Source organism: Corynebacterium flavescens (assembly GCF_008693105.1).
In the GTDB taxonomy this organism is placed as follows: domain Bacteria; phylum Actinomycetota; class Actinomycetes; order Mycobacteriales; family Mycobacteriaceae; genus Corynebacterium; species Corynebacterium flavescens.
Window position 1 is genome coordinate 190806 of record NZ_VXKK01000031.1, and the last position, 13877, is coordinate 204682.

Sequence of the window (13877 nt, forward strand, 5' to 3'; positions counted from 1 at the left end):
CGCTCTAGATTACCTTCCCGATAGATCGCAAGAAGGGATTGGTCGCCCGCTCCATCCGCATCGTCGAGGTGGGACCGTGCCCAGGCAGAATGGAGAGCTTGTCCGCCAGGTTCCACACGGGTCCGCGCAGGCTGGCCGCCATGGCTTCCGGATCGGAATGCTCGAGGTCCGTGCGCCCAATGGAGCCACGGAAGAGCACATCCCCTGTGAGGGCGAAGTCTTCACCCACGATGATGGTGCATCCGGGCGAGTGCCCGGGGGCGTGGGCAAGCCCGAAGGAACCCCCTATCAACTCAATTTCTCCTTCGCCGGGGAGATCCCGCAAGTCGGTGATGGGGGTCATATGCTCGCCGTCGAAAAGCACCTGCGATTGGGGCGAAACCCCGGCCCCCTTGTCCAACATGAATGCATCCTCGGGGTGGATATATACCGGAATCTGCAAACGCGCGGCCAGGTCCCCGGCCTCGCGCGTGTGGTCGATGTGACCGTGCGTGAGCACGATGGCCTCAAAGCTAAGCTCGTGCTCTTTGGCAAGGTCTAGTACGCGGCGCATGGCATGCATCCCCGGATCCACCACGAAGGCGCGGGTGCCATTGGCCACCACGTAGGTATTCGTCTTATAAGGACCTGCCCCAAAACCCAATATTTCCATGCTTTCTAGCCTAGCCGCTCCCCTTTCCGTTTCTGTATAGCCTGTGCTTGGCGAAGCCGCCTCATACCGACGCCGCCACAACGCCGCACCACACCCCAGGCATGCAAAAGCGCCCCGTTTCCACAACAAAGATGTGAGATAAGGGGCGCTGGAAAAATGAAGCTTCTAGCTATCGAGCTTGTGCAGTGCTTCTAGGGCTGCATCATAATTCGGCTCGGTTGTGACCTCCGGTACGAGCTCGACGTAGACGATCTTGTGGTTCTCATCAAGAACGAATACCGAGCGTGCCAGCAGGCCCTTCAGCGGGGTATCCGCGAGGGAGATGCCGAGCTTGTCCCCCAGGTCGGAGCGGAAGTCCGAGGCAGAAACCACGTTCTCGATGCCCTCGGCCGCACAGAAACGGGCCTGTGCGAAGGGCAAATCGCGGGAGACGGAAAGCACGACGGTGTTCTCCAGGCCCGCGGCCTTCTCATTGAAGGCACGCAGCTGGGCCGCGCACACACCAGTGTCAACGGAGGGGAAAAGGGAAACCACGACGCGCTTGCCTGCAAAATCAGACAACTTGACGGGGGAAAGATCGGTACCTACGAGCTCAACATCAGGGAAAGCATCCCCTACTGCGGGGAGGTCTCCAACGGTCTGGGCGGGTTGATTATCAAATTTAACTGTAGCCATGCGCCCGAGCCTACTGATTAGTGAGCACGATCGCTACGACCCCCGCACCGCGTGGGTACTTCACCCCAGGAGACTGCCTGGCGCTAGAATCATTCCAGATCAATGCAAAGACTCCGATACTAGAGGGAAGTTTTACGGTGCCCGATAATAAAAAGCGTGGCGAGGAAGCACTCGCCCACCTCGGCCGGGAGCTCAAGGCTCGCGACCGCAAGGAAAAGACCCGCCCCTTGGGCGTAGTAGCCGCCTCCGCCGTGGTCATCCTGGCCCTGGTCGGCGGTATCTATTTCCTCTCCACCCGTGATGGCTCTGAGGACAAGGTCCAGGCCGAGGAGTCCTCGACCGCCACCACCCCTGAGACGCCCACCGCCACCGCCCTGACGGGCAAACGCGCCAAGGCCCTGCCCGCAACCGTGCAGTGCACCTACGACAGCGCCGGTGAGGCCGCCAAGGAAGCCTCCAAGCCTTCGGGCAAGGACGTGTCCACCAAGGGAACGGTCACCGTGAACTTTGAGACCTCCCAGGGCCCTATCGATATGGAGCTCGACCGCGCTTTGGCACCGTGTACCACCAACGCCATTGCCTCGCTGGCTGAGTCCGGCTACTACAACGACACCGTGTGCCACCGCATGACCTCCGGCCAACTCAACGTCTTGCAGTGTGGCGATCCCAGCGGCAAGGGCTCCGGCGGCCCTGGCTTCCAGTTCGCCAACGAGTACCCCACCGACGAGGCCGATGACGCGGCGGCCAGCAACCCAGTTATCTACCCGCGCGGTTCCATCGCCATGGCCAACGCCGGCGCAGGCACCAACGGCTCGCAGTTCTTCCTCAACTACGAGGATTCTACCCTGGCCCCTGACTACACCTACTTCGGCAACGTCGGCGACGAGGGTCTGAAGACCTTGGATAAGATCGCCGAAACCGGCGTCGAGGGCGGCGCTTCCGACGGCGCACCTGCCGAGGAAGTCAAGATCACCAGGGCCACAGTCAAGAACTCCTAAACTCAACCGCCACTTAGACCACTCCAGACACAATTTTCAGAGATTTATCAGTTTTCACCCCTAAGTATTGCGAAACCTGACAAAGCTGATTAGCATCTGGGGAGTCTAAAACCTCACCCTAAGGATCGAACACACATGAAGTTCTTCTCCCGCAAGGCCCTCGTCGCAGGCGCCACCGCAATTGCAGTCTCTTTCGCTGGCGTCAACGTTGCTTCCGCACAGAGCAGCAACAACGCTCCTGCAGCTTCCTCGACTACGTCCTCACCTGCAGCGCCTACCACCACCACCCCGGAGCCTGGCAAGGGTGGTAGTTCCGACCTTCGTGCTAAGGACATCAAGGAGTGGATCGGCATCATCACCGCAGTTGTCGGTGCTCTCTCCGCCATCTACACTTTCATCAACAAGATCTCCAAGTAATTTCAACTGAGGCTTGCTGAACGGACACCGCCTCGCACCATTTGTTGGTGCGAGGCGGTGTTACGTTTTGTTTAATTCTATAAGGCTTCTCTCCCTGCGAGCGATCGCCTCCTTGTTGCCCTGTCGCTCTCCTACTGCTTAGCCGTACTACTCGCTCTCGCGTTCGCGTTCAGGCAAGGTGGAGTTGAGAGCCTCCTCGGCGCCGAGGACGTCTGCAAAGAGTTTGGGGTCTATGGCTTGACCGGTGCGGATGACGGAGATCTGGCCGGTGGGCTCGAGGATCATTGCTTGGGCATCGCTGCGTTGGCCAATGCCGGCCTTGCGTAGCGCGGAGTTGATGTCGCTCTGGCTGACGTGAGAAAACTTAAGGTTCTTCTCAATAACCTCTCCCCGATACAGCAAGAGTACGGGGCGGCGATCGAGGAAGCGGGACCAGCCGATGTAGCGGCGAATGGTGCCAAAAGCCGCTTCAAGCAGCATGAGGGTCAATAGCCCGATGATGCCGGAGGCCAACGTGGGAGGATTGCCCACGATGACACGGCCTGACACGGCGCCGAACATGATGACAATTACGGCGTCGGACGCCGTCATTGACGTCAGCACGCGCGATCCAAAGAGCTTGACCAGCACCATGAATGCCAGGTAGATGCCCACCGTAGCCGCGATGACGACGGGGATGCGATACGGGGCTACGGTGAGCTGATACTGCGCATCGACGAGGACGAGTCTGAGAGTCTCCACGACCCTTTAGCCTACCCGCCGCTGGCAGGCCAGGCTAAAGGGTCCCGGGATGGATTAATTGCTGCTTCTGTATTGCTTCTGTATTGCTTCTGTGTTGCTTCAGTGCAGCTTTGGGAGCTTCCTAGCGGGCGAACTGGCTGCGGAAGTTCTCGATGATTTGGCGCACGGGTGCAGGCAGAAGCTGCGGGTTGAGACCGACTACGCCGACGACGCCGACGAAGGCCGCCAGGATGGCTGCCAAGATGCCACCGCCGAGGGCACTGTTGTTGGAGCTGCCGGAGGAGCCATCAATGATGCTGGAGCCATCGCCATGTGAATTGCCCCCAAGATCGAGCACCAGGACGGCGTGCGTTCCGGCGTCGGTGGTAATTTCCAGGTTCTGTTTGCCGCTAAGATTCGCGGGAATGGTCAGCTCCATGGTGGCGCGTCCGCGCTCACCAATCTGCGCGTCACCCTCGCGCGCAGCATTGTCAATATCAGCGCTTTCCTCGACGTCACCCAGCTTGAGCGTGGCCTTCTTCGCCATTGGCTCTCCCTCCGAGGTGTAGTTCAGAGAAGAAAGATCAACGGTGATCTTCTGTCCTGCCTTGATCTGGCCGGTGATGTGCGCGCCTACCTGCGACTGTCCGGTACGGACTACGGTCTCGTTGGTCTTGATGTAATCAATCATGGCCTGGGTGTCCATGTAGCCCACGTCCACGGTGTCCTTAATGGCGCCTTGGTCAAAGAAACTATCGCCACCGCCGATAAGGAAGGTGGAGGCAGCGATGGAGTAATCCTTGGCCGGGTCAACCTCCTCACCGTTGATGGTGACAGAAGTGACGCGGTGGTCCTGCGCCGCAGTCTGGTCGTAGATGACCTGCACGTTGTTGGACACTCCGAGCGCCAAACGCGGGCGGGACTTGCCTGGCTGCCACTGGTTCTCCAGAGCCTTAATAAAGTCAGCGCCGGAAATCAGTCCATAGGACACAGCGTTGCCGAAGGGCTGCACGGTGAAGATGTCCTCGTAAGAAACCTTCCCCGCCTTCAGGTCCGCGCGCACACCACCAGCATTCATGACGCCGATGTCGATGGTCTTATCCACCATCGTGGCCATGGAGCTGCGCTGGGCCTCTGCGATGTAATTGTTGAGGGTGGACTCGACGCCACGGTTGGAACCGGAGGCAGCGCCCTCATCCGAACCGCGATAAAGCGCCTGCGGGGTGGTGCCTACGATCGCGGAGCCGAGCCCTTTCGCCTTAGCAGCGGCCTCAGCAACGATTGCTACCAGTGCAGGATCCTCAGTGACACCATCCAAGTTGGTGGCGTCATACTGCGTGAGCTCAATGTCGGTGACCTTGCGCTCTGCCTTGTCGAAGGTAATGTCGACGTCGTTAAGTACCTTGCCGTATTCGTAGCCCTGTGCCCACTGCAAAGGAAGCGCGTCCTGGCGCTCCACAGTGCCTGCGGTACGGACGTGGGTATCGCCACCGAAGAGAACATCAACGTCATTGTTGAATCCAGGGGCGAATTTCGCGGCATCCTCGTGCATCAAGGCTACGACAACGTCGGCCTCGCCCGACTGTTTCAAACGCGTAGCTTCCTGGTTGGTGACGGCAACTGGGTCGGTGAAGGTGATTCCAGGAATGAGGGCCGGGGCGACCTTGTTCTCGGTGTTTTGAGTCACGGTGCCCACGAAGCCAACCTTGACGCCGCCGATGTTTTGTACATAGGACGCATCTAGCAGAGGCTGGCCATCCTATATTACGTTTCCGCCCAAAACCGGAAAACTAGAGCGCGGAGCGATGCGATCCATCAGGTCCTCCGTGCCCTTATCGAACTCGTGGTTGCCCACCGCCGAGGCAGACACACCCATCGCGTTGAGGGCTTCCAGGGTGTATTCATCCTCCGAGATGGCGGAGATATAGGCAGAACCACCGACGTTGTCCCCCGATGTGGTAAGCGCATACTCCTAGCCCTCGTTGACCCTTTTGATGAGTGATTGCAAGAGCGCAACGCCCATCTCATCGCCGGCTTTGGGCGTCACGGCCCCTTCCTCGCTCTTGGACAGGCCGTTGGAAAGGTGTCCGTGCAGATCGGTGATATTGGAGACCGATATGGTCACGCTATCCGCCGAATTTGACTGGGACTCGACTTCTTCCTCGGCAAAGGCAACCGAGGTGCCCGCGAGGGCAACTGCGGCCGCGGTGCCCATGGCGGTCACGGTGGTCGAGACGGCATGGCGCCGCCTAGGTAGTCTAAGCATCTTCAAGGGAAACTCCACAAAGTAGAAAGAGAGAACTTGTGTACAAACGTTCTTTCTATCTGCTCTGCGCCGTCCCCGCAGGGTGAGGCTTCCCCATCGAACAGGCAGTTAAGGTCTAGAGCGAGAAGAGTTCACGCAAATGTCACCGCAAATCCCCGGGCGCTTAAACCTTCAGCCGGCTGGCACTAGGCGGTGACGCGGTAGACGTCAAAGACTCCCTCCGTGTTGCGCAGAGTCGTCATCAGCTGCCCCAGCTGCTTGGTATCCGAGACCGAGAACGTGAAGCGCACGGTAGCGATGTGGTCATCACCGCGGTTCGAGGTCATGGACAAGACGTTGAGGTTCTGATCACTCAAGACGCGCGTGAGCTCAGAGAGCAGACCCTGCCTGTCGAGAGCCTCAAGCTGCAGCGTAGCCGAGAAGGCGCCGCCTGCAGACTTATTCGAGGACCACTCCACCCGCAGCATGCGCTCCGGCTCCGCCTTGAGCTTCTCCGCGTTGGTGCAGTCCACGCGGTGCACGGATACGCCGCCGCCACGGGTGACGAAGCCGAAAATGGCATCACCGGGAACGGGCTGACAACACTTCGCCAGCTTCGCCATGACATCCGGGCTGCCCTCGACGAGGATTCCCGTGCCGTGTTCGGAGTCCTGAGTGTGCTGACTGCGTGAGCTCTCCAACTCGGAGAAAGGAGTGCGCGAGGCCAATGCGTCAACCGCGTCATCCTGATCGCCGAAGAGCGCCATGAGCTGGTGCGCAACGTGCTGAGCAGAGACATGGCCCGCACCAATCGCTGTATATAGTGCGTCGACGTCGCCGTAGTGCAGCTGCTCGGCCACCTGCTTCATCGAAGAAGCAGTAAAGAGGCGATAAAGCGGCAGTCCACCGCGCTGCACCTCGCTGGCCAGCGCGTCACGGCCCACCTCGAGGTACTCCTCGCGGCGCTCCTTGGCGAACCACTGGCGCACCTTGGCCTTCGCACGCGGCGAGACCAAGAAGTCCTGCCAATCCAGGGATGGACCGGCATTCGGGTCCTTGGAGGTGAAGATCTCCACCTTGTCGCCGGACTTCAACTGCGATTCCAAGGCCACAAGCTTGCCGTTGACCTTCGCCCCGATACAGCGGTGGCCGACCTCCGTGTGCACCGAATAAGCAAAGTCCACCGGCGTTGAACCGGCCGGGAGGTTGACCACATCCCCCTTAGGGGTGAAGGCGAAGATCTGCTTGGTGGTCAGGTCATAACGCAGGGAATCAAGGAACTCGTTGGGGTCCGCAGCCTCCTTTTGCCAGTCAAGCAGCTGACGCATCCACGCCATCTGATCGACCTCATCCTGGTGACCGGAGTTCTTGCCCTTGGTTTCCTTATAGCGCCAGTGAGCGGCCACGCCGAACTCGGCGTTGTAGTGCATCTCATGCGTGCGCACCTGGACCTCAAGAGTGGAACCGCCCGCGGCCATCACCGTGGTGTGCAGAGACTGATAAACCCCGAAACGCGGCGAAGAAATATAGTCCTTGAAGCGCCCCGGCAAGGCCTGGTAGATGGAGTGCACCACGCCGATGGCGGCATAGCAGCTATTGATGTCATCGACCAAGATGCGGATACCGACGAGATCGAAGATCTCTGCGAAGTCGCGGCCGCGCACCATCATCTTTTGATAAATGGACCAGTAGTGTTTCGGCCTGCCCATGACCTCCGCGTCGATGCCGTTCTCCTTGAGAGCCTTGGCCACATCAGCCTTGATCTCCTTGAGAGCACGGTCGCGCGAGGGCGCGCGATCAGCGACCATGCGGACGATCTCGTCATACTTCTTGGGGTACAAGATGGCGAAGGACAGATCCTCGAGCTCCCACTTGACGTTCGCCATGCCCAGGCGGTGTGCCAGAGGCGCAATGACGTCGAGGGTTTGGCGAGCCTTCTTGGCCTGCTTCTCGGGAGGTAGGAAGCGCATGGTGCGCATGTTGTGGAGGCGATCGGCGACCTTGATGACCAAGACGCGGGGGTCGGTGGCCATTGCCACGATCATCTTGCGGATGGTTTCAGCCTCAGCAGCGGCGCCGAGCGCCACCTTGTCTAGCTTGGTGACGCCGTCCACGAGGCGTGCAACCTCAGAGCCGAAATCTCGGGTGAGGTCATCGAGGGAGTAGTCCGTGTCCTCCACGGTATCGTGCAGCAAAGCCGCAGCGATGGTGGTGGTATCCATGCCGATCTCCGCAGCGATGGTCGCCACCGCCAAGGGGTGGGTGATATAAGGTTCCCCGGACTTGCGGAATACGCCTGCATGGAGCCGCTCGGCGGTGTTATAAGCGTTGTTGAGGAGCTCCGCATCCGCCTTCGGGTGAAACTTGCGGTGAATGGACATGAGGGGATCGAGGACGGGATTTATCTTTACCCGCCCGCCCGTCAGCGACCTAGCCAAACGCGCAGACATGCTGCGCATTCCGCCCCCGCTGGGGCGTTTGGTCGACTTCTCCGTGGTCATGGCGCCGCCCTTCTACTCGTCGCTAGCAGTACCTGCCGCCCATCTACTCAAAGGTTAATGGGACATGTACATAGCTTAGACTGTTCATTCTAGTCTGTGGCGTTGAGCACAATAAGTGGTGGCCCCGCTAAGCGCTCGCGGCCGCCCAAACCGTCGACCTCAAGGACAACCACATTGCCGGCAACCTCCGCGCCGGCGGACTCAAGGAGCACCTTAGCCCCGTACAGGGTTCCGCCGGTCGCGAGCACGTCATCGACCAAGGCAACCCGCTTGCCCTTGATGTCGATGCCTACCGCGGGAATCTCCAGCGCGGCGCTGCCGTACTCGAGCTCATATTCCTCAGTCAGTACCGGCGGGGGCAACTTGCCCTTCTTGCGAATCGCGAGGATTCCCACCCCCATCTTGTAGGCCACCGCAGACCCAAGCAAGAATCCGCGGGCATCCAATCCACCAATCAAATCGGCGCCGAGCTCCTCGCAGGCGGCGGCGAGGCCGTCGACGATCGTGCGAAAGGCCTCCGGATCCGCCAGCGCCGGAGTGAGATCCTCAAAGAGAATGCCCTTCTCCGGAAAGTCCGGGACGAGGCGAACTTTATCCTTCAATGCCTCGCTCGCGGAAGCGTACTTGCTGCTCATGTTGTTCACGGCTTAGTCCTCGTTTGAGTAGATTCGGTTTCTTCAGCTCCGGTGTCACGCCAGCGATCCATATTCCAGCCAATACCAGCTAGGCCGGTATAGGGAACAACGCCCGCCACGGAGCGATCCACCACGAAGACGCGCGGTTGCGCGGCAATGGGAATGGTGGGTACATCCTCCCACAGGGCCTCCTCCGCCGCACGGAGCTCGTTGACCTTGCGGATGTCCGCGTCAGCAGCGGGATACTCGCTCATAGGGTCAACCGGGCCCAAGAAGGCGTCGATAGTGGGCAAGGACGTGGCAGGATCAAGCTCAAGGAAGGCCTGAGACATGTATTCGGCTGACTTATCCTCGACCGTGATTCCGGCTGGCTCGCAGGCCTTGGAAATCTCCTCCACCATGGCGCCGTAGCGCTCATCCGGACCGCGGTATCCGATGCGGATGGTCTGGCCGGCCAGGCTGGCCGCCACAGACATATCAATAGCCTTGTGTCCCTCACCCACCCCAGAAATTGAGGCTGCGAGCGGATCGGAGCTGCGCAGAGTGCGCAAGAGGACAGGCGGGACATCGACCCCAGACTTTTGAGAGCTCACCTTGGCCAAGTGCGGCTGATCGATGCAGGCCGCAAACGCCTGGCGGGCCGATGCTTGAGTAAACACTCCCGATTTCGACAGCGAGAGAGTATCGGTGAGAAAACCCGTCTCCGGAGTGACTTCAAAGTTATCGTCTGCGCCATCTGTGGTTTTATCTGTGGCTTTATCTGGGGCGCCATTTGTGGCGCTATCTGTAGCGCTTTGTGCGCCTTGCGCGGAAGAAAGCCACGCGGGCGTGGTGCTGGGGGCGTCGGCGACCTTGAGCGCCCCAGCATCGACCAAGCGCTGCACGTCAGTATCCGCGGGCCAAGCGACGACGTGGTCGAGTTCCGGTTGGTCCCCGTAGTACTCCTTGTTGGCTTTGAATACTATCTCGCCGTCCTCCCCGATTCGCTCAATGACGAAGGGGCCATAGGAAACCTGCAGCTGCGGATCAAAGTCGTCCCGCTGGAGACTGAACCCGTCGCGCCAGGCCTGAGCTACAGGTTCTAGAGTTGCCGCGTCCTCCGCTACAAGGGCTTCATACAGCTGTTCTTGGCTCAATCCGGCTTTGGCCGCCAATGCGTGGGAGGGCATGACGGTTCCCGGCCCGAAGAGGTAACGCCAGCGCTCGCCCTGATTCTCATTAAAGGCAACCATGAACTTCTTGTTTCCAGGCTCGCAGAAGAATCCAGAGACTTCCTTCGCCAGCGGCAGGTGGGAGCCGAACTCCTCGGCCATGCTTCCTGCCTTATAAGACAGGAGGAAGTCATCACAGGTTACCGGGGTGCCATCAGAAAAGTTAGCGTTCTCAGCGAGAGTATAGAGGATCCTGCGTTGGTTGTTGTCCGGCGATGGGGCGAGCTCTTCCGTCTCAGCCAGATCCGTGTTGGGGATCAATTGGCCGGAAGGGCCGGGCATGAACACTGCCGGATAAAGCCGATTGGATTGCTGCGCGGCACCAGCCGCGGCGCCAAAAGCCGTACCGGCGTTGGACGTGGACACCTTGGTGTTGAGAAGGTAACCAAAGTAATCAGTGCTTACCGGCCCGCTCGGAGCCCCTGGTTCTTCTTTCCGGCCTTCCGAGCTACAGGCAGCAAGGCTAGCAGAGCCCAAGAGGAGGGCACAGGCCAGCGCCCCGACACGCCGCACAACGAGAAGCCGTGAGCCTGACAAATGCGCTGCGCCTTTTCCAATCGCGGGATTCACCGTTTCTTTAAAGCTCCCGTGCATCGTGGCAAAACTTCTTTCTTAGATTCTTAGCGGCCTGGCCGCCATGTTGCTCCCCCGGCGCCGCCAGGGAAATCCTCGCCCTCACGCAGCGGGTTAGCCGGAGCAGAGGTGGGACTAGTCGGCGAGGCTACCTTGCGGCTACCGGGAGGGGAAGCCTGCTCAGTCTCTGGCGTATCTGCGCCTGCGCTTGAAGCGTCACCGCTTTGAGCAGCACGATAAGCGGCAACTTCAGCGTTGTGCTCCTTGACCTTCTTGGTGCGGTTAGCAAAGCTGACCACGAGCGGGGTGGCCAAGAACAGCGAGGAGAAGATTCCCTCGATGACACCAATAAGCTGGATAAGGGCCAGATCACGCAAGGTACCGATACCCATGAGCCACACCGCCACGACAAAGAGGGCGATGATCGGCAGCGCCGAAATCACCGAGGTGGAGATGGAACGCATGATGGTCTGATTAACCGCCAGGTTCGCTCCCTCCCCGTAGGTATATTGTCTCTGCCCGCTTAGTCCCTCGGTATTCTCGTTGACCTTGTCGAAGACGATGACGGAGTCATAGATGGAGAAGGTCAGCACGGTGAGCAAACCAATGATGACGGCCGGAGAGACCTCGAAACCAAAGGCGGCATAGATGCCGGAGATGATGATGCCGTCAATGATAAGCGCTGCGATGGCGGCGAAAGCCATCGTGCGCTGCAGGCGGATCGCCACGTAGATGGTAGCTACCACGAGGAACACACCCATCGCGAGCAGCATGCGGGAGGTAATGGAAGATCCCCACGACTCGGAAACGGTAGAGGAACCGATGGCGTCAGGGGTGACTTCCCCGTTCTCGTCCTTGGTGTCATAGGTCTCGTAGATGGCCTCGCGCGCGCTATTGACCTGATCTTGGCTAAGGCGCTCCGAGGTAATTTCCAGAGTCTCGGAATCGCCGGCGCCCACGATCTGCACAAGCTCGGGTTCTACCCCGGTGGCATCCTCGAAGGTCTGGCCTACCTGTTCTGTGACGAGGTCGTCGGCAGGCATGGTCAGCTTCGTGCCGCCCTCAAAGTCGAGGGAAAGCGTGAAGCCGCGGATGGCGATGAAGAGGATCGCGGCGATAACCAGCCCGGCGGTAATGGAGTACCAGAGCTTGGTGCGCCCAATGAAGTCGAATCCGCCCTCGTCCTCGTAGAGGCGATCGAGGCGAGAAATCCGATACTTCTTCTTGGTGTCTTTTTGGGTATTGACTGACATGTTTTACTTCTCCTCGCCCTCGGGCTTCGACCCCTGGGCGGGCTCGTTTCCGGAAATGTCTTCGCTCGGGGTATCGGTGCTGATGCCGGATGCCGGCGCTGGCGTACTTAACGACGCCGCCTTCGCAGGCTCTTCCTTGGCATAGTAGCCGCGGGCACGGCGCTCCTCGATGAGGCCATAGATTCCACCCAGACCGTTGAGGGAAGCCTTAGCCAGGGCAGGCTTGCGACCCAAAATCTGCATGAGCGGCGCCATGAAGAGGAAGGAAACCACGAGGTCGAAGACCGTGGTGAGACCCATGGTGAAGGCAAAGCCCTTGACCTCACCGATGGCGAGGAAGTAGACAATGACCGAGCCTATGAGAGTGACGGCGTTACCAGTAACGATGGTAGCCCGCGAGCGTTCCCAGGCCTTAACCGTGGCTGAACGGAAGGTTCTTCCCTCCAGCATCTCATCCTTGATTCTCTCGTAGTAGACCACGAAGGAGTCCGCCGTGGCGCCGACACCGATGACCAAACCGGCGATACCGGAAAGATCTAGCGAGTAGCCGATCCAGCGACCAAGAAGGACCAAGGCCCCGTAGGTGAGGATTCCGGAAGCAACAAGCGTGATGAGTGAAACTCCGGCGAGAGCCCGGAAGTAGTACAGCGAGTACAAAGCGACCAGGATAAGCCCCACGATGCCGGCGATGAGGCCAGCCTTAAGGGCCGCCTTGCCAAGTGAAGGTGGAACGGTTTCCACCGTGCCACCGGGCTCACCGTTGGCACCGGTAAAGGACAAGGGTAGTGCACCATAGCGCAGGTTATTGGCTAGACTGGTGGCTTCCTCTTGGCTGAAGTCACCGGTAATGGAGGTAGCCGAGCCCACTGGCGTTGCGCCCTGAATCTGCGGGGCGGAGATAACCGCCGAGTCCAAGGTGATGGCAACCTGCTTCTGCAGGTACTCCTGGGTCAGGTTGGCCCATGTCTGAGCACCGTTGGGGCCGTCACCAGTCTTGAACGCAAAGCTGATTTCCATTTGGCCGGTCTGCCCATTGAGCCCGCCGTTAATCGGCGAGTTGGTGTCGATCTCATTACCGGTCAAGCGGGTGCCGTTTTCATCCGTGATGCCATCCAGCAAAGGGGCGGGATCAAGGATATAAGGAGTCTGGTTCGAGTAGTCACAGGTGACAAACTGCTTGGCCGGATCATCAGAGCCAGCCAGTGGATCCGATCCGGCATCACAGGTTAAGAGAGCCGAGGCCGCAGTCAAGACGGTGGGATCAGAGGACTGGCGGTCCGCCAACAGCATGTCAGTGACCTCCGTGCGCCTCTGGCTCTCCTCGAGCGAGTTGCCAGGCTCAGGACGCGGCTTGGCAGTGACCTTCTTGCCCTCTGCCTTGGGAGCCTCACCGCCATTGCCCTGGGCCTCACCCTGCGCGATGGCATCGGCCACGCGCTGCAGGGAAGTATTGGCCTGATCTGGGGTGAGCACTCCGTACTCGACCCAGCGATTAGCCATGTCGAGGACGTCACCTTCCAGCTTGCTCATGTCCGGCATGGGCGATTGCGCCACCGGACGGAAGAGCAGCTGCGAGGTCTTTCCTACAGCCTGGGCCTGCGAGGCATCCTCACCAGGAACGGTGATGACCAAAGTCGAGCCGTTGATAACAACCTCGGAGCCCGAAACGCCCATGCCGTTGACACGCTGTTCCAGGATGGTGCGCGCCTGCTGGAGTTGATCCTGGGTAGGGTCATCGCCCTGTGGGACGAGGGTGACGCGCGTTCCTCCCTGGAGGTCAATGCCGAGCTTCGGCGTACCGGTACGGCCTCCGGTGAAGAAGATGAGGGCATAGATAATGACGACGATCAAGACAAAGAGTGCGATCGCGCGTTGGGGCCATTTACGGTTGCTATGCGTAATAGCGCCACGGTTTGGTGCGGACAAGGAAATCTCCTGTGCAACTTGAAACAGGTGGAAAATATAAGACGGCCCCTTGAGTGCTCAAGGGGCCAGCA

General features: G+C 59.7%; 12 protein-coding genes. 2 read left to right on the plus strand and 10 right to left on the minus strand.

The annotated features are described in order from the left end of the window. Positions 1–4: 4 nt before the first annotated feature. Together F4V60_RS06750 and tpx are read right to left on the minus strand one after the other, a co-directional pair. Positions 5–652, minus strand: coding sequence for an MBL fold metallo-hydrolase (locus F4V60_RS06750; RefSeq protein WP_075729902.1), 648 nt, complete (start codon positions 650–652; stop codon positions 5–7). Positions 653–817: 165 nt separating this feature from the next. Continuing rightward, complete coding sequence (gene tpx / locus F4V60_RS06755; protein ID WP_075729903.1) at positions 818–1327, minus strand: thiol peroxidase; 510 nt, start codon at positions 1325–1327, stop codon at positions 818–820. A 137-nt stretch (positions 1328–1464) separates the two neighbouring features. Between tpx and F4V60_RS06760 the strand changes: the two genes are divergently transcribed. After that, entirely contained in the window at positions 1465–2325 is an 861-nt protein-coding gene (locus tag F4V60_RS06760; RefSeq protein ID WP_075729904.1) for a peptidylprolyl isomerase, read from the plus strand. Between the two features lie 135 nt (positions 2326–2460). Further along, on the plus strand, positions 2461–2742 hold the full coding sequence (locus F4V60_RS06765) for a hypothetical protein (RefSeq protein ID WP_075729905.1): 282 nt from the start codon (positions 2461–2463) through the stop codon (positions 2740–2742). Positions 2743–2889: 147 nt separating this feature from the next. On the opposite strand, the gene F4V60_RS06770 is transcribed toward F4V60_RS06765, so the two are convergent. From F4V60_RS06770 to secD, 8 genes are all read right to left on the minus strand, one after another. Then, a complete protein-coding gene (locus F4V60_RS06770; protein WP_232315896.1) occupies positions 2890–3483 on the minus strand; it encodes a DUF421 domain-containing protein in 594 nt (197 codons plus the stop codon). Between the two features lie 121 nt (positions 3484–3604). Beyond that, on the minus strand, positions 3605–5158 hold the full coding sequence (locus tag F4V60_RS06775; RefSeq protein ID WP_232315897.1) for a bifunctional metallophosphatase/5'-nucleotidase: 1554 nt from the start codon (positions 5156–5158) through the stop codon (positions 3605–3607). A 276-nt stretch (positions 5159–5434) separates the two neighbouring features. Then, positions 5435–5728 (minus strand): hypothetical protein, encoded by a 294-nt coding sequence (locus F4V60_RS12765; RefSeq protein ID WP_232315898.1) that lies wholly within the window; start codon positions 5726–5728, stop codon positions 5435–5437. Positions 5729–5913: 185 nt separating this feature from the next. Further along, a complete protein-coding gene (locus F4V60_RS06780) occupies positions 5914–8208 on the minus strand; it encodes a RelA/SpoT family protein (RefSeq protein WP_075729906.1) in 2295 nt (764 codons plus the stop codon). Positions 8209–8297: 89 nt separating this feature from the next. After that, positions 8298–8843, minus strand: coding sequence for an adenine phosphoribosyltransferase (locus tag F4V60_RS06785; protein ID WP_075731146.1), 546 nt, complete (start codon positions 8841–8843; stop codon positions 8298–8300). A 5-nt stretch (positions 8844–8848) separates the two neighbouring features. Next, entirely contained in the window at positions 8849–10591 is a 1743-nt protein-coding gene (locus F4V60_RS06790; protein WP_232315899.1) for an ABC transporter substrate-binding protein, read from the minus strand. An 83-nt stretch (positions 10592–10674) separates the two neighbouring features. After that, positions 10675–11880, minus strand: a complete 1206-nt coding sequence (gene secF, locus F4V60_RS06795; RefSeq protein WP_075729907.1) for a protein translocase subunit SecF — start codon at positions 11878–11880, stop codon at positions 10675–10677. 3 nt (positions 11881–11883) lie between these two features. Continuing rightward, positions 11884–13806 (minus strand): protein translocase subunit SecD, encoded by a 1923-nt coding sequence (gene secD, locus F4V60_RS06800; RefSeq protein WP_075729908.1) that lies wholly within the window; start codon positions 13804–13806, stop codon positions 11884–11886. Between the last annotated feature and the right edge of the window lie 71 nt (positions 13807–13877).